Consider the following 15,426-nt stretch of genomic DNA (forward strand, 5'->3'; position numbering starts at 1 on the left):
AAATTCTGCCCCAAACAAGATATAGTACCTCATAGAAGTACCTCTAGGGGTATCGAGATCGAGAATCGCTGCTTGCTTCGGCCTTGGCCGGGTAAAGCAGGAGGGGGATAACGCATGCACACTTATGATGACAATACGATGAGAAGATTGAAGCGAATGGAAGGTCAAATCCGGGGCGTCATGCGGATGATGGAAGAAAGGAAGGATTGCAAGGATGTTATCACGCAGCTTTCCGCCGTACGGAGCGCCGCGGACAAGGCGATGGCTTATATCGTCGCGACGAATTTGGAGCAATGCATCATGGAAGAGCAGGAGCGAGGCGGCGATACAAGCAGGCTTGTTCAGGAAGCCGTCGATTTGCTGGTGAAAAGCCGCTAAAGAAGCGGCTGCAGGCGGAAGCGGCGGGCGCGGCAGACGCGGGCAGAGATGCAATCGTAATTCAGCGGGATCAGGGGCGGAGCGTCCGTTAAACTTTATTTGTTCGAGCAGCAACGGATGTCATCCTTGTTGCCCTGAATTCCGCATGCCTGAAATAATACCCATATGGGTATATAGGGACTCGGAATTTTATATGATAAATTATATGTTGGGAGAGAATGATAATGGAGAAAGACAAAACAACGATCGTCTTGTTTAGCGGAGACTTGGATAAAGCGATCGCGGCGTTCATCATTGCGAACGGAGCAGCGGCTTACGATCATGACGTCACGATATTTTTCACCTTCTGGGGGCTGAACGCGCTCCGCAAGGATGAGCTCGTGAAGACGGACAAGGGCATGCTCGAGCGAATGTTCGGATGGATGATGCCTCGCGGCGCGAAGAAGCTGGGCCTGTCCAAGATGCATATGGCGGGCATGGGGCCGAAGATGATCAAGCATGTCATGAAGAAGCATAACGCGCTGTCCCTGCCGCAGCTTATTGAACTGGCTCAAGAGCAAGGGGTGAAGCTGGTTGCTTGCACCATGACGATGGATTTGCTCGGCCTCAAGCAGGAGGAGCTGCTGGACGATATCGAATACGCCGGCGTGGCCGCTTATCTCGGTGACGCGAACGAGGCGAAGGTCAATTTGTTTATTTAACATGGCATGCGCGTTTGGTTTGATAAAACCCCGTCATCTGGCATTTCAGTGCCGATGTCGGGGTTTTCGTTGCGGCTGCGAGCTGGCATATTGCTGGTTAGCTTAGTGTTCCGTTCGCTTTCGCAAATCATACTTTGAGCGCAAGCAAGCAGCAGACGTATTATTGAAGAATGAACCAATTTTCCATAAGCCTGTCCTAGCTCGCTTGGATTATAATGAATGCAAGCCGGAAAGTTGGAGGAGGCCATGTACAAACTATTGATTGTCGATGACGAATTCTCAACCCGGAACGGTCTGAAGCTGTGCATGAATTGGGCCGATTACGGCATTGAGGTGGCGGGAGAAGCCGAGAACGGGAAGAAAGGGCTCGAGCTTGCCGGCCGTTTGAAGCCGCATATTGTGCTTACGGATGTGAAGATGCCGGGCATGGACGGCATAGAGATGGTACATCGGATCAAGGCTGATTTCCCCGATACGAAAATTGTGTTCATTAGCGGCTACGATGATATTGACTATTTGAAGTCGGCGATGAAGATGGACGCAGTCGATTATATTCTGAAGCCTGTCAACCTCGAAGAGCTGACGATGGTAATCGAGAAAATCATGAAGCTGTCGAAGCAGGAAGCGAGCAGGAAGGACATGCTGCAGCGCATGAACGACAAGCTGAAAGAAAGCATACCGCTGCTGCGGGAGAAATTTCTCATTCAATTGATTCGGGACGGAAGCATCGATCAGACGACGGCCGAGAAGCGCGCCGAGTTTCTCGAGCTGAATTTGCCGTACAACGCGGCGTATTGCGCATTGATTATTCGAATCGACAACTTCCGAACCGTATTCGAGCACATCTCGGAGCAGAATATGCAGCTCATCTCGTTTTCCATTCAGAATATTTGCCAGGAAATCGTGGAAGCTCGCGTTTCGGGCTATATTTTCGAGCATCAGCGGGGCGAATACGTGCTTATCCTGAAGCTTCCCGAGCTGGAGGGCGAGGAGATGATCTTTCCGCTGGTAAGCGATCTTATGGATCATCTGAACGGATTTCTGAGCCGCATGATGAAGATCAGTCTGACGATAGGCGTCGGCGGAACGATTGAGGAGTTGGGCAGGCTTGCCGAGAGCTATCAGATGGCGGCGGAGGCAATCGAGCGGAGGCTGTTTCTGGGGAAGAACCAGGTGCTGACCTTCGATGCGCTGGCCGATCAGAAGAATGTGGATTACCGGCGAATTACGGAGAGAATCGAAGCGCTGGCCTCCATGCTGAAGACGGGCGCAATCGATCCGGTTTTCTTGCAATTGGACGCATTGTTCGGCGAGCTTCGAGAGAGCGAAGGAATCGGTTACGGCGATTGCCAGCGCGTATGCCTGCAAGTGATGCTCGTCACCTCCCAATTCCTGTCCGAATTCGGCATACCGTTAGACGATGATCGGAATGAAAGGGAATCGGAAGCCTGGCAGCGGCTCATGAAGCTGGAGACGCTGGATGAGATGCAGCTGCATCTCCAGCATTATTTGACCCGCGTCTGCAGCTTTATCGAGAAGCGCGCGCAGAGGAAGGCGCCTGATGTCATCACAGCCATCATTCGCATTATTCAGGAACAATTCCCTGGCAATTTGACGATTGCGGATATCGCCTCGCAGGTCTACTTGGCCAAAACTTATATCTGCATGCTGTTCAAGCAGGAAACCGGAGAGACGATCAACGAATATATGACAAGAGTTCGCATGGAGAAGGCGAAGGAGCTGCTCGCGAATTCGGAGGATAAGCTTGCGGATATTTGCACGGCTATCGGGTATTCCGAGCCCAGCTACTTCACGAAGCAATTCCGCAAGCACGCCGGACTTAATCCGAGCGAATATCGAGACATTCACAGGAGGGCGATGGAATGAAGCAGAGATGGCAAGGCGCAAGCTGGGCGACACTGGGCGACAGCATTACGGCGGCGAACGGCTATCAGCCGCTTGTCGGCGAGGCTTTGGGCTTTGCAAGAATTGATAATAAGGGAAGAAGCGGCTGCCCGTTAGCTCTTGGCACAGACCGGGATGAGGGAGCCACCGTGCGGGTCGCGGAGGAGCTCGACGAGGCTTTCGATTGCATAACCGTGTTCGCGGGAACGAATGACTACCGTCTCCATATCCCGGTCGGAGAATGGAAGGGAATCGGTTCGGAGTTCGACAAGAACACGTTTGTAGGCGCCTATCAGTTCTTGATTGAAAGCTTGCTTGGACGGTTTCCCGGCAGCAGATTAAGCCTATGGACACCGCTGCAGCGGGACAAAGACGGGTTCGACTCTACGACGAGGAATGATTGGGGCAGCTTGCTCGGGGATTATGCCGACGCCGTCCGCTTTATCGGAAGGGCCTACGCCTTGCCGGTGCTCGATCTCTATGCGCTCAGCGGCTTCAACAAGCTGACCCTGGACGCCTTCACCAGCGACCGCCTTCATCCGAACGAAGCCGGCCACAAGCGGATAGCGGATATGGCGGCAGCTTTTCTGGCAACGCTCTAATGTCAAGAAAGCGGGGGTAAGCTATGCATTTTTGGCGCAAATATCAACTGCTGTGGCTTGCCTATCGCCGAATGCTGATCGTGTACATGCTGATTGTACTTCTTCCGGCGGGGGGCTTGCTCTATTATTATATGGTTACCTCGTCTCATATCGTGGAGAAGCAGGTGACGCAATCGATCTTGAAATCGGTTCAGCAGGTGAAGATCAACGTGGACTATCGACTTTCGAAGGTGGCGGAGATTTCGGATGCTTTGATTCTGAATAAGGAGCTGTACGAGCTCTTGTCCAACGATCCGAAGAGCGGCGTTAATTATGATCAGGTGGAGGAAGAGGAGAAGCTGGAGAGCATGATTCGCAATCTTCAAGGCAATGATATCGCGAAGATCAAGCTTTACGTCAACCCTGATAAAATGTACGCCAGAGAGCATGTGAATTTCTTCAGTCTGAGGGAAGCGACCCAGTTGGCGTGGTATGACGAGATTATCCGCCAGAACGGCTCCATCTACTGGGCGCCCTCGCATGAGGAGCGCTACAGCGGAGTAAACGGTGAGGTGAGGGTAATCTCGGCTGCCCGCATCATCAGAGACCCGAAGGAATTCTCGCGTATCATCGGCATTCTCGTGCTGGACGTGCCGGAAGCCAATCTCTTGTCCATTCTGCGGCAAGCCGAGCTAGACGAGTCCAGCCGCAGCATGTATATCGTTAATCAGGCTGAATATGTCGTTTCATACGAGCAACGGGAATCGGCCCTGACTCTGCCTCAAGCTTCCGAATTACATACTTCCATGGAAGAGAGGGCAACCGGCATTGTCAGCCGCAAGCTGAATTCGGAGCCTTATTACGTCATCTATGATTCGCTGAGCGAGGGCGGATGGAAGATCGCGTCCTTGCTTCCGGCCAGGCAGATCAACCACAGAAGCGCCGATTTCAATTTCGGCTTTTCCATTGTGCTGACCCTTTCGCTTGCCCTGTTATTCATTGTCAGCGCCTTTCTTGTCTTCGCTCATGTTACGCGAGGGACGATCGGCAGAGTGCGTCATATTACCGAGCAACTGAGGGAGCGCGGCGCTTCCATGATTGAAGAAGGCATTCCGCATCGCAGCGGCGTCGTCATTCAGCTCGAGAAGAGCGTTTCTCATATGCTCGCGACCTTCCAACGGCTGATGGACGACAATTATCGCGCGAAGGAACGCGAGAAGGAGGCACGGCTGCGCGCCTTGCAAGCCCAGATAAATCCCCATTTCTTGTACAACGCGCTCGATACGATCAATTGGATGGCGCTGACGAAGGGCGCGCATGATATTAGCAAGATGCTGAACATGCTTGCGCAATATTTTCGGCTGACCCTGAACAAAGGCAATGATATTGTCGCCCTGGAGGATGAGATGAATCTGACGAGGGCGTTCCTGGAAATTCAGAAGCAGCGGTTTCACAATTTCGATTATTCGGTGGAGGTTGCGGAATCGCTCTTCGGCCGGCAGCTGCCCAAGCTTACCGTTCAGCCGATCATCGAGAACGCGATTATGCACGGCATCCATAACAAGGAGGAGCATTACGGGCATCTTCGCGTCGTTGCGTATGAAGAGGAAGGCACGCTGGTCATTCAGGTGACAGATGATGGAACAGGCATGGAGAAGGCGCAGGTCGATGCGATTATGGCCTCCCTGCATGCCTCATCCTCGCCATCCAGCTACGGCTTGTACAATGTATGGGAGCGAGTACGCCTGTTCACGGAAGGCGCGGGCAGTTTGGAGATAGAATCCGAGCCTGGAGCGGGCACAACCGTAAGTATTCGAATGCCGGGTGTCACGGGGGCAGAGGAATAAGAGATGAATTGGAACATGCGAGCATGCAGCCGAGCTGCCGATGCTTGCATGTTTTTTTGCGTACAAGCTGCGGGATGCTCTGGGTAACAGAAACGGGATGCCTGAAGAATGAACCATTCGCGCTGAACATTGTACCTCACGGAACGGATTGCTTTGCTTGTAAGATAGGATCATAAGCATTACCAACAACGAACAACATGACGGGAGGGAAGCTATGAAGCTCAGGATGCAATGGCTGTCGCAGGTTCGCCGCAATTATGACTTGTATCTCTTGTTGATTCCGGGCCTTGTCTTCTTGGGGATATTCAAGTACACACCCATTTACGGCTTGGTCATCGCTTTTCAGAACTTTAATATTTTCCAAGGCATCAATGGCAGCGAATGGGTCGGATTCGCCCAATTCGACCGGCTGTTCTCCACCGCCGAATTCGGACGCATCATGAGGAACACGCTGCTCATCAGCTTGTATAAGATCGTCATTCTCTTTCCTATTCCGATCGCGATCGCCGTATTTCTGAACGAAGTAGGCAAGATGTGGTTCAAGCGAACGATACAGACGATAATCTATCTGCCGCATTTTCTGTCCTGGGTCATTATCGCCGGTCTGTTCATCAACATCATGTCGCCCTCTACCGGTATTCTGAACAGCATGGTCGTATTCTTCGGAGGAGAGCCGATTAATTTCTTCATGGACAATGATTTCTTCCGAAGCGTAATCGTAGCGACCGCGGGCTGGAAGGAAGCGGGCTGGAACGCGATTATCTTCATCGCCGCCATCGCAGGGCTGGATCCCGAATTGTACGAGGCGTCCAAGCTGGATGGCGCTAGCAAGGTGCAGCAGGTATTCACGATTACGCTGCCCGGCATCGCCTCGACAATCATTCTGATGCTCATCCTTCGCATCGGGCATGTGCTCGAAGCGGGCACGGAGCAAATTCTGCTCTTGTACAACCCGACCGTGTACGAGACGGGCGATGTCATCGGCACTTATATTTATCGGATGGGATTGACCTCCATGGAATTCAGCTTCTCCACCGCGGTTGGTCTATTCGAATCCGTGATTGGCTTCGCGCTAGTCATCGGAGGGAATTATCTCGCCAAGAAATATTCAGGCAGAAGCATATGGTAATGACGGGAGGCAAAGCAAATGGATCATTGGATTAGAAAACCCATCTCCGAAATGATCTACACCACGATCGCCTATCTGGCGCTCATCGTCTCGGGAATGCTCTGCTTGTTCCCGTTCCTGAATGTGCTGTCCAAATCCTTGAGTCCCAATTGGGCAATCATATCCGGCAAGGTCGGGCTGCTGCCGGTCGATATGACATTCGAGAACGTGAGGTTCGTTGTGCAGGATCATCTGTTTCAGAATGCGTTCCTCATCTCCGTGTTCGTGACGGTCGCAGGCACGCTTGGAGCGGTCGTGCTGACCGCGGTATCCGCGTATCCGCTGTCGAAGAAAAATCTGCCAGGCATCAAGTTCGTGCTGCTGCTCTATATCTTCACCATGCTGTTCAACGGAGGAATGATTCCGAATTATCTGCTCATCAAAAATTTGGGGCTAATGGACAATCTATCCTCCCTCATCCTGCCGGCGTTAATCAATGTATTCAATCTGCTTCTCATGAAAAATTATTACGAGAGCTTGCCCGAGAGCCTGGAGGAATCGGCGAAGCTTGACGGGGCGAGCAATCTGCTAATCGTGCTGCGGATCATTATCCCAATCTCGGCTCCCGTATTCGCGACCATCAGCTTGTTCTATGCGGTAGCCTTCTGGAGCGATTGGTTCCATCCGATGCTGTACCTGAACGATCCGGCTTTAAAGCCGCTTCAGCTCTATCTTCGCGACATCATCATTCAGGCATCCGATGAGAATTTGCTCAACGCCGACATCGATTCACTGCTGAATTTGTCCCCGGAGGGCATCCGGAACGCTACCATTATTGTGTCTACGATTCCGATTCTGCTGGTGTATCCGATGTTGCAGAAATATTTTATCAAAGGCATTCTTATTGGCTCTGTCAAAGGGTAACGGCAAGCGAGCAGAGCAAAGCCTCAGGTGCGGGATATTCCCTGGCGTTGCTACAATGTGCGGGGTTTGTTCATAATAAAAATAACGGAGGGGTTGTACCATGAAAAGAAGGAATTGGATTTCGGCGGTACTTGTGCTTATGCTGGCGATGGCAGTCATGGCGGCAGGCTGCTCGAACGGCAATGATTCGAACACGAATTCCGGCGGAAAAAACGGCAATGCGACTGGCGCGACGTCGAATGCGTCTGGCGGCAAGCAGGAGGAGAAGCCGACCTTGAAGCTGCTTCGCGTCTATATGGCGGTCGATTATAACACGTATCCCGTAAATACGTTTCTGGAAGAGAAGACGGACTACAAGCTTCAGAACGACATGCTGCCGCAAGAGAAGCCCAGCGACAAGCTTAATTTGATCATGGCGTCCGGTTCGGATTATGATCTTGTCGACGCTCAGAACAAACAGGATTTCTTCAATCTTGCCCAGAATGGCGCCTTAACGGATTTGACGCCTCTAATCGACGAATACGGACCGAATATTAAAGAAGCGATCTCTCAGGAAAGTCTGGACGGAGCAAGCCTGGACGGGAAAATCTACGGCATCCCTACCCTGAATGTCAGCTACGTGAGAAGCGGCTTGCTGATTCGCACCGACTGGCTCGAGAAGGTCGGCAAGAAGATGCCGACGACATTGGACGAATTCGTCGATGTGTTGAAGGCGTTTAAGGATCAGGATCCGGGCGGCAACGGGAAAAACAATATTGCGCTGACGATGGACAGCACGGGTCTTCTTGATAATGTGATGGGCGCTTTCGGCATCTACGGCCATTGGAACGATATGGGCGACAGCGTTCTGAGCATCGCCAATCATCCCCAATTGAAGGCGTATGCGACGTTCATGCGCAAGCTGTATGACGAAGGCTTGCTTGACAATGAGTTCGCGACCAATAAGAGCGCGACATCCGCCGAGAAGTTCACGAGCGGGCGCGCCGGGGTCATTCTGGCAGGCTGGTCCTCGATTCCCGGCTTTGACGAAGCGTTGAAGAAGAACGCGCCTAATGCGACTTACGAATTTATTCCGCCGATGCAAGGGCCGGACGGGCAAAGCGGACTAACGAAAATCGGCGGTTTTAACAAAATTACGTTCATACCGAAATCCTCCAAGCATGCCGAGGATGCGATCAAGCTGGTTAACGCGATGCTCGAAAAGGATACCTTCAAGGAATTGTTCATTGGAGAGGAAGGCGTCACGTACAAGGTAGAGGACGGCAATTATATGCCGATTGCGCCTGCATTCTTCGATGAAAGAGGCAATGCCAACAGCTTCGTAATCGGGATGGATGAGGCCAATTTCGTGACCTACTGGCAGGCGCGATTGCAGAAAAGCAAGCCGATGTTCGACAACTATCTCATTATCAATAATATTCCGGAGGAGCAGATTCATCAGGATCCGCTTTCCTTCTCGCCTTATTTGCCCCAATATTCCAACGACAGCGCCAATCTTGCCAGCGCCGTAACCGAGAATCTGATCAAGATGATTGTAGACGGCGTAACGGATGACGCGATTGCGGACTTGCAGAAAGCATGGAAGGCGGCGGGCGGAGAAGCGGTATCGAAGGAAATCAACGACTGGTTCTCGAGCAAATCGTAAAAGCGTTTATCCGTTGATTGCAAGCCTGTAATAGCTCTTGAAAATCATGCCCGCGCGGCTGATTTTCAAGAGCTTTTTTGCTGCTGGCTCCTCCTTAAGACGTAGATCAGCACATTCCAATGAACGAGGGATACGCTCGACCGCGGTGCGTTACGTGACATGCTCTTCTTCTTGTAGAGTTGAGGTAATAAACAAGAGAAGGAATGGTGATTGGGATGAGGTTGCCGGACTGGGTGAAGAGTGAGCGCTCCTTGGTATATACGGGGCTGCTGGGATTGGCGCTTTCCGTCATTTGTTTGGTTATGGCAGTGGTTGGCGGGGGAGAAGTGGAGCCCCACGGCGATTTGTGGAAGGCGGTTTCGTTTGACGCGGCGCTTGGGGTGTTCTTGATATCTACGGCGGCCATCCTGCCGGCGGCAGGCATGAAGAAAGGGAGCAGCGCTTTCTTTCGATGGTCGTACATTGCGCTTGGACTTTATTGTTATTTTGCGGAAACGGTGCAGAATATGAGGGGCGTCGATCCGCGGTTTACGGAAAGCGCGCTGGCGTTCGATCAGGCTGTAGCCAATATTTTCACAACGGTGGCGATGCTGCTGATCGTATTCTATCTCTTCTTCATGGTCCAGTTCTATCGGAGGAAGGTGTTCAAGAGCAACCCCGAGCTTGTTCTTGGCATTCGGTATGCAATTGCGGCGGTCATGGTGTCCTTCGCCGTCGGCATAAGCATCTCCGTCAATGGCGGAAGATATATTGGCGGGGAGGGCAATCTGATCTGGCTGCACGGCATGGGGTTTCACGCGTTGCAGGCGTTGCCGATTATTGCCTGGCTGACAACGAGAGGAGGAGGGGCCTTGCGAGAACGGAAGCGGATCATACATTTCTCGGGCGCGGCATTCCTTTGCGGCTTGCTTATTATGGGCTGGCAGACGTTCGAGGGACGTCCTCTGCTGGAATGGTCGGGCTACTCGGCTGCGACCGCGGCCTTCTTCCTGCTCGTGGCCGCGTCGGCAGTGAAAGCGTGGATGGGCAGGGGAGCCCGCAAGGCGGGACATCCCGTCAGCCTATCCTCCGAATAAAGTCTGGTATAGCAGAAAAATATTGAGGGCGATAATGATGATCGCAACGATCCATGCCAGGATTGTTGTGATCTTTTTGTTAACCAGCGATTTCATCAGCTTCTTGTCGCCCGTGAACAGAATGAGCGGAATAAGCGCAAAAGCAATGCCGAACGACAGGATCACTTGGCTGGCTACGAGCGCTTTGGTCGGGTTGATGCCGCACAGAATGATGATCAAAGGCGGCAGCATGGTGATGAATCTTCTCAAATAAATCGGGATGGATCTGCGGATGAAGCCTTGCATAATAACGTCGCCTGACATCGTTCCTACGGATGAACTGGACAGTCCGGCCGTCAGCAGTCCGATGCCGAATAGAATGGCAGTGAGCGGGCCGAGCAGGTCATGGAATTGATGGAAAGCAACCTCCAAATCCTCGACAAAGGATCCGGCTTGATGGAACAAAGCCGCCGACACGATCACCATGCTTGCGTTAATCCCGCCCGCGACGACCATGGCAATGACGACATCCACCAATTCAAAGCGGAAAATCTTCCTGCGTTCTTGCTCCGTCGCGCCGACGATTCTCTTCTGCGTCAGAGCGGAGTGCAGGTAGATGGCATGCGGCATGACGGTTGCGCCAAGCATGCCTGCGGACAACAGAATGCTGTCTACGCCGTCGAATCTGGGCGTCAGCAGCCCTTCGAGCAAGGGAGCCGCTTCTGGCCGCGCGAAAAATACTTGAATGCCGAACGCGATGACGACAATGAAGACCATGCCCGTAATGATGGCTTCCAAGGGACGGACCCCTCTGCGCTGAAGCTCGAGAATGGCGAACGAACCGACCGCCGCGATGAGGGCGGCGGCAATCATTGGAATATCGAACAGCAGATAGAGCCCCAGCGCCGCGCCGATAAACTCCGCGAGATCCGTAGCCATGACGACTAACTCGGCTTGCATCCATAATAGGAAAGAGGTCTTCTTCGAGAAGCGGTCCCGGCAAATTTCGGGAAGATTCCTTCCCGTAGCGATTCCGAGCTTGGCCGACATGGTCTGGATCAAGACGGCCATTAAATTGGAAGCGAGCACGACCCATAACAAGGTGTAGCCGTATTTGGAGCCCGCCGCTATATTCGTGGCGTAATTGCCGGGATCGATATAGGCAACCGCCGCTATGAATGCCGGTCCCAGAAACGGGAAAAATCGCTTGAAGCCCTTGGACTGGCCGGATAAGGACAGATTGGCATTGTTTTGCAGGGATTGGCTCATATTAAAACCTCCGTCCTGGTATGACAAGTGAATGAGTTTGCGCGTAGGACAAAAAGTTTCCTATAAGCAACTTGTATACGAATAGTATAGTTGCGAGTTTGGAACGATGTCAATTGTATTATTATTGGCTCGAAGCTGCCTGTTTAACAATTTGAGCTCAGGCGAGCGGGAGAGACGGCGTGGAAGATCGCGGCAGCTTGAAGCGCTGCGCGTCAGGCTGCAGGCTTTGAGCCCGCGAAGAGTTATGCGAAGTGCTGCAAGTCTGAAAAACAGACTTGGAGTACGGTGAACAGTCGCGCGCTACGATGCAAGTCAGAAAAACAGACTTGGAACACGGTGAACAGTTGCGCGTCGCGCTGCAAGTCAGAAAAACAGACTTGGAAATTGGAGAGAATATTCGCTCGCCGCGCTTTGCCAGGGTGTCGAGTAACTATAAATAACGGCGAGCCATTTGATAAGGACATTCTTGACCGTTACGCGACGCTTTCACTCATTATCCAAATGTAAAGGTCGTCGATGACCGTTAGAGACAGAAATGATAGATGAAACCCTCATTTACCTTCTCTTACGGTCATTCGTGACCTTTAAAAACCAGAAATGAATTAAATTTGATTCTTACGGTCAAATGTGACCGTAAGGCTACACACGTTAGGCTACAAGTAAGGCTACACACGTTAGGCTAAACGCGTCAGACTAAACGCGTCAGACTACAACGTTAGACTAACGCCATGGACAAATGGCGAGGCTCTCACGAATCGACAAAAAATCGATGGCCATATACGTGTTACGAGTCCGTTAAGTTTCGGTAATGAGCGAGAAACGATTCTAAAGGTCACCGGCTTTACCGGCATCCGCCAGATTTCCTCTCGTGAGTCTATCCGCTTTCTAACGATACAACATTAAATTCACAAGCATTTTTCGACGCATGTAAAAAATATTTAAAATATTCCTTTACGGGAATATTCCTGATGTGTTATATTGTTTTCAGACAGGAAATCCGATTGCCATACACCAACATAATCGGCTTCAATTACATCAAAAGAACGGATGGTGATTATGAATGTTGAAGTGTTGAGCGCTCTGGCAGAGCCGAATCGCATGCAGATTGTGGAGCTGCTGCGGACAGGACCCCAAACGGTAGGAGGAATTGCGAACGAGCTGCAAATCCGTCAGCCGCAGGCATCCAAGCATTTGCGGGTTCTGAGCGAGGCTGGCATCGTAGAGGCGGAAGCGGACGCGAATCGGAGGATTTACAGGCTGCAGAAGGCTCCGTTTCAGGAATTGGATGAGTGGCTCAGTCGTTATCGTCAGATGTGGGAGGAGAAGTTCGACCGGTTGGATGATTATTTGCAAGAGCTGCAAGGCAAGGGAAGGCCAAAACATTAATTCATTCGAGGAGGAAGTTGAAATGTCAAATCAAACGGTAACGACTGTAGAAGAAAAGGTGCTAGTGTTTGAGCGTAACTTCAAAGCGCCGCGTGAGCTCGTGTTCGAGGCTTTCTCCAAGGCGGAGCATCTGAAGCATTGGTGGGGGCCGAAGGGGTGGACGCTTCCAGTCTGTCACATCGACTTCCGCGTCGGCGGAGTATGGCATTATTGCATGAAGTGCGAAGACAGGAATCAAGGTGATTTTTACGGAATGGAGTCATGGGGCAAGGCCATCTATGATGAGATCGAGATGCCGGAGAAGATTGCTTATACGGACTATTTCTCCGATGCGGAAGGGAATTTGGCGGATAATATGCCTTCGACGCTGTGCACCCTCACTTTCATCGAGGTCGAGGACGGAACCAAGATTATCAATAGAGCGGAATATGCGACAGCCGAAGGACTCAAGCAAGTTCTCGAGATGGGTATGGTGGAGGGTTTCACGCAAACCTGGAACCGTCTGGAAGAACACTTGGAAGCTGTACAGAAGTCGTCTGGCAGTCCAGAGCGCGTAACGGTGGAAGCGATTGTTCATGCGCCGGTCGATCAAGTGTGGAGCTGCTGGACGGAGCCGGAGCATATTAAGAAGTGGAATGCGGCTTCTGACGATTGGCATACGACTCGCGCAGAGAATGATCTGAGTACCGGTGGGAAATTCATGTCCAGAATGGAAGCGAAGGACGGCAGCTTTGGATTTGACTTTGGCGGTGTTTATGATGAAGTGAGGCTTAACGAATATATTGCCTACACGATGGATGATGGCAGGAAAGTGGAGATTGTTTTCGAAGCTCAGGAAGGCGGAATCAAGGTCATCGAGACGTTTGACGCCGAAACGACGAATTCGATCGAGATGCAGAGGGGCGGTTGGAACGCGATACTTGGCTCCTTCAAGACCTATGCTGAAGGTTTGAAATAAAGTTGGTTGTGTGAAAGAAGGGGGGATGGCCGCGGCCATCCCTTCTTCTTGTTGCAGCTGGGGTCTGATAATCAGATTTGGAGTGCGGAAATCGAACTCGTGGGACGCTGCAAACGTTGAAAGTAACTCTGCAGAGGCGGGAATGAGGAAGATGAGCGCTGTAAGTGTAGAAAGTAACTCTGCAGTGGCGGAAATGAGCATAACAAACGCTGCAAACATAAAAAGTAACTCTGTCCGGTCTGGACAGTCAGAACGAGGGAGATGAGCGCTGTAAGTGTAAACGTACATTACTCGTCCGCGGGCCTACGAGCCGCCGCTGCAAATCTGCGCCTGCAACACAAGCTTGCCCGCGATGGGACGCTAAGCCTCGTACCGCGCCGCGAGCTCCGACAGCGTCCGTCGGATTAGTTCTACCAGCTCCGGCGGCTCCACGACCCGCGCGTCTTCCCCCAATCCGAGGAAGAACTTGGCGAAGAAGGGGAGCTCGCTGCGCGGAACCAGCTGATCCAGCCGCCCTGATCCATCTTCACCGAGCTCAAGCCGCGGCGCAGGCCAAACCTCGGCCTCGCAGCGCTGCGCTCCCTCGCTCGTCAGCTCCACGACCATACGCATCTCGGGCCTCTCCGCGCGAATAAAGTCTTGCCAATTGCCGAGGTGAATATGACCGTGCTCCAGCGGCACCACAGCAGGATCATCCTCCACCTCCATCATCCGATCGCAGCGGAACAGGCGGAAGTCCTCGCGGAGGAAACAATACGCGGGACAATACCAGAAGCCGTTGCTGGCATAGATGCCGACAGGCTGAATCGAACGAGAAGATTTGCTGCCCCGCGAGCCGTAATCAATTCTCAAAACCTTCTGCTGGATAGCCGCCTCCAGCAATACCGCAAGATGAGCGTGCTGCAGTTGCCTCGTCGGCGTGAAGAAATCGACGCGGTTCTTCATCTGATCAATCCGATCCCGCACGTCCCCCGGCATATAATAGTAGAATTTGTTCAGCGCCTTCGAAGCCTCCGTCTCGAAAGGGAGGAACAAATAGTGGCGAAGCGCATGGCTGGCGAAGAACATCGCAACCGCTTCGTCCTCCCCGAAGGCGATTGGAGGAAGAATTCGCTCCTTCAGCACCTGATAGCCGCCATGCGGCCCCACCTCCGAATAAAGCGGAACGCCAAGCTCGCTCAGCTCCTGCAAATCCCGCAGTATCGTACGGGACGATACCTGAAATTGGTCGGCGAGCTCCCTTACCGTAAATTTGCGCATGCGGTTGACGGTCATCATGAGCTCCATCAAACGTTTTGATTTGGACATCGTACAGCTCCTTAACGGGCATGAAAATGCGGCGCCCCTATTTGCTACTCCAGAATTTATAAATGTTTTAGGCGAGACTGTCTTCCATCTCGTTCTTGTATCGCGTATCGCGAATCAGGACAAGATTATTGAAGTAAAATGGCAGGGCTATCACAGTACTACTGTTGCGGACCGTAGATACGCTATTTCCTCAGAATTAGCTGTTTTTGTGATTTCGCGGACAGAGAGTACGTTATTTTCGAAAAAACTGCGTTTTATTTTGATTTTTGAGGAAATAAGGACTTCTGTGTCCGCCAAATTGCACCAACCCCGTATTTTCCGCGAATAAGGTCTCCAGTGTCCGCCAGAGTGAACAAACTCC

Annotated in this window: 14 protein-coding genes and 1 pseudogene; 13 read left to right on the top strand and 2 right to left on the bottom strand. The window is 52.0% G+C overall.

Annotated features, from left to right (window positions below; all coding sequences use genetic code 11):
- The first annotated feature begins 114 nt into the window (after nt 1–114).
- From HFP08_RS08875 to HFP08_RS08915, 9 genes are all read left to right on the top strand, one after another.
- Nucleotides 115–378, top strand: a complete 264-nt coding sequence (locus HFP08_RS08875; protein WP_168120223.1) for a metal-sensitive transcriptional regulator — start codon at nt 115–117, stop codon at nt 376–378.
- A 218-nt stretch (nt 379–596) separates the two neighbouring features.
- Entirely contained in the window at nt 597–1,079 is a 483-nt protein-coding gene (locus tag HFP08_RS08880; protein ID WP_168120224.1) for a DsrE/DsrF/DrsH-like family protein, read from the top strand.
- Between the two features lie 246 nt (nt 1,080–1,325).
- Nucleotides 1,326–2,966, top strand: a complete 1,641-nt coding sequence (locus tag HFP08_RS08885; RefSeq protein WP_168120225.1) for a response regulator — start codon at nt 1,326–1,328, stop codon at nt 2,964–2,966.
- Nucleotides 2,963–3,586 (top strand): SGNH/GDSL hydrolase family protein, encoded by a 624-nt coding sequence (locus tag HFP08_RS08890; RefSeq protein WP_168120226.1) that lies wholly within the window; start codon nt 2,963–2,965, stop codon nt 3,584–3,586. Before HFP08_RS08885 ends, HFP08_RS08890 begins: the two co-directional genes overlap by 4 nt.
- A gap of 23 nt (nt 3,587–3,609) precedes the next feature.
- Complete coding sequence (locus HFP08_RS08895; RefSeq protein WP_168120227.1) at nt 3,610–5,412, top strand: cache domain-containing sensor histidine kinase; 1,803 nt, start codon at nt 3,610–3,612, stop codon at nt 5,410–5,412.
- Between the two features lie 214 nt (nt 5,413–5,626).
- Nucleotides 5,627–6,541 carry an ABC transporter permease gene (locus tag HFP08_RS08900; RefSeq protein WP_168120228.1) on the top strand — a complete coding sequence of 305 codons (915 nt, stop codon included), beginning with the start codon at nt 5,627–5,629 and terminating at the stop codon, nt 6,539–6,541.
- Nucleotides 6,542–6,559: 18 nt separating this feature from the next.
- On the top strand, nt 6,560–7,444 hold the full coding sequence (locus tag HFP08_RS08905; protein ID WP_168120229.1) for a carbohydrate ABC transporter permease: 885 nt from the start codon (nt 6,560–6,562) through the stop codon (nt 7,442–7,444).
- Nucleotides 7,445–7,544: 100 nt separating this feature from the next.
- Nucleotides 7,545–9,089, top strand: coding sequence for an extracellular solute-binding protein (locus tag HFP08_RS08910; RefSeq protein ID WP_168120230.1), 1,545 nt, complete (start codon nt 7,545–7,547; stop codon nt 9,087–9,089).
- Between the two features lie 203 nt (nt 9,090–9,292).
- Nucleotides 9,293–10,165 (top strand): hypothetical protein, encoded by an 873-nt coding sequence (locus HFP08_RS08915; protein WP_168120231.1) that lies wholly within the window; start codon nt 9,293–9,295, stop codon nt 10,163–10,165.
- Here the strand turns inward: HFP08_RS08915 and HFP08_RS08920 are convergent.
- Nucleotides 10,151–11,413, bottom strand: coding sequence for an Nramp family divalent metal transporter (locus tag HFP08_RS08920; protein WP_168120232.1), 1,263 nt, complete (start codon nt 11,411–11,413; stop codon nt 10,151–10,153). The genes HFP08_RS08915 and HFP08_RS08920 overlap by 15 nt on opposite strands.
- Nucleotides 11,414–12,469: 1,056 nt before the next feature.
- Here HFP08_RS08920 and HFP08_RS08925 point away from each other — a divergent pair.
- The 3 genes and pseudogenes from HFP08_RS08925 to HFP08_RS29235 all read left to right on the top strand — a co-directional run bounded on the left by HFP08_RS08925 (nt 12,470) and on the right by HFP08_RS29235 (nt 13,757).
- Nucleotides 12,470–12,799, top strand: coding sequence for an ArsR/SmtB family transcription factor (locus HFP08_RS08925; protein WP_168120233.1), 330 nt, complete (start codon nt 12,470–12,472; stop codon nt 12,797–12,799).
- Between the two features lie 22 nt (nt 12,800–12,821).
- Nucleotides 12,822–13,328 (top strand): annotated as a pseudogene (locus tag HFP08_RS08930) (SRPBCC family protein); the annotation flags it as partial.
- Entirely contained in the window at nt 13,314–13,757 is a 444-nt protein-coding gene (locus HFP08_RS29235) for an SRPBCC family protein (RefSeq protein ID WP_240941227.1), read from the top strand. The pseudogene HFP08_RS08930 and the gene HFP08_RS29235, both read left to right, overlap by 15 nt.
- Nucleotides 13,758–14,117: 360 nt before the next feature.
- On the opposite strand, the gene HFP08_RS08935 is transcribed toward HFP08_RS29235, so the two are convergent.
- Complete coding sequence (locus HFP08_RS08935; RefSeq protein WP_168120234.1) at nt 14,118–15,065, bottom strand: helix-turn-helix transcriptional regulator; 948 nt, start codon at nt 15,063–15,065, stop codon at nt 14,118–14,120.
- On the opposite strand from HFP08_RS08935, the gene HFP08_RS08940 reads away from it, so the two are divergent.
- A complete protein-coding gene (locus HFP08_RS08940; RefSeq protein WP_168120235.1) occupies nt 15,034–15,393 on the top strand; it encodes a hypothetical protein in 360 nt (119 codons plus the stop codon). The genes HFP08_RS08935 and HFP08_RS08940 overlap by 32 nt on opposite strands.
- Nucleotides 15,394–15,426: the final 33 nt, after the last annotated feature.

Source organism: Paenibacillus sp. HB172176 (assembly GCF_011947265.1).
Classification (GTDB): domain Bacteria; phylum Bacillota; class Bacilli; order Paenibacillales; family Paenibacillaceae; genus Pristimantibacillus.

Coding starts and splice junctions, on each gene's coding strand:
- HFP08_RS08885 (WP_168120225.1), top strand. CDS start 1,326: ATGTACAAACTATTGATTGTCGATGACGAATTCTCAACCCGGAACGGT.
- HFP08_RS08890 (WP_168120226.1), top strand. CDS start 2,963: ATGAAGCAGAGATGGCAAGGCGCAAGCTGGGCGACACTGGGCGACAGC.
- HFP08_RS08915 (WP_168120231.1), top strand. CDS start 9,293: ATGGTGATTGGGATGAGGTTGCCGGACTGGGTGAAGAGTGAGCGCTCC.
- HFP08_RS08875 (WP_168120223.1), top strand. CDS start 115: ATGCACACTTATGATGACAATACGATGAGAAGATTGAAGCGAATGGAA.
- HFP08_RS08935 (WP_168120234.1), bottom strand. CDS start 15,065: ATGTCCAAATCAAAACGTTTGATGGAGCTCATGATGACCGTCAACCGC.
- HFP08_RS08905 (WP_168120229.1), top strand. CDS start 6,560: ATGGATCATTGGATTAGAAAACCCATCTCCGAAATGATCTACACCACG.
- HFP08_RS08900 (WP_168120228.1), top strand. CDS start 5,627: ATGAAGCTCAGGATGCAATGGCTGTCGCAGGTTCGCCGCAATTATGAC.
- HFP08_RS08940 (WP_168120235.1), top strand. CDS start 15,034: ATGAGCTCCATCAAACGTTTTGATTTGGACATCGTACAGCTCCTTAAC.
- HFP08_RS08880 (WP_168120224.1), top strand. CDS start 597: ATGATAATGGAGAAAGACAAAACAACGATCGTCTTGTTTAGCGGAGAC.
- HFP08_RS08895 (WP_168120227.1), top strand. CDS start 3,610: ATGCATTTTTGGCGCAAATATCAACTGCTGTGGCTTGCCTATCGCCGA.
- HFP08_RS08925 (WP_168120233.1), top strand. CDS start 12,470: ATGAATGTTGAAGTGTTGAGCGCTCTGGCAGAGCCGAATCGCATGCAG.
- HFP08_RS08910 (WP_168120230.1), top strand. CDS start 7,545: ATGAAAAGAAGGAATTGGATTTCGGCGGTACTTGTGCTTATGCTGGCG.
- HFP08_RS08920 (WP_168120232.1), bottom strand. CDS start 11,413: ATGAGCCAATCCCTGCAAAACAATGCCAATCTGTCCTTATCCGGCCAG.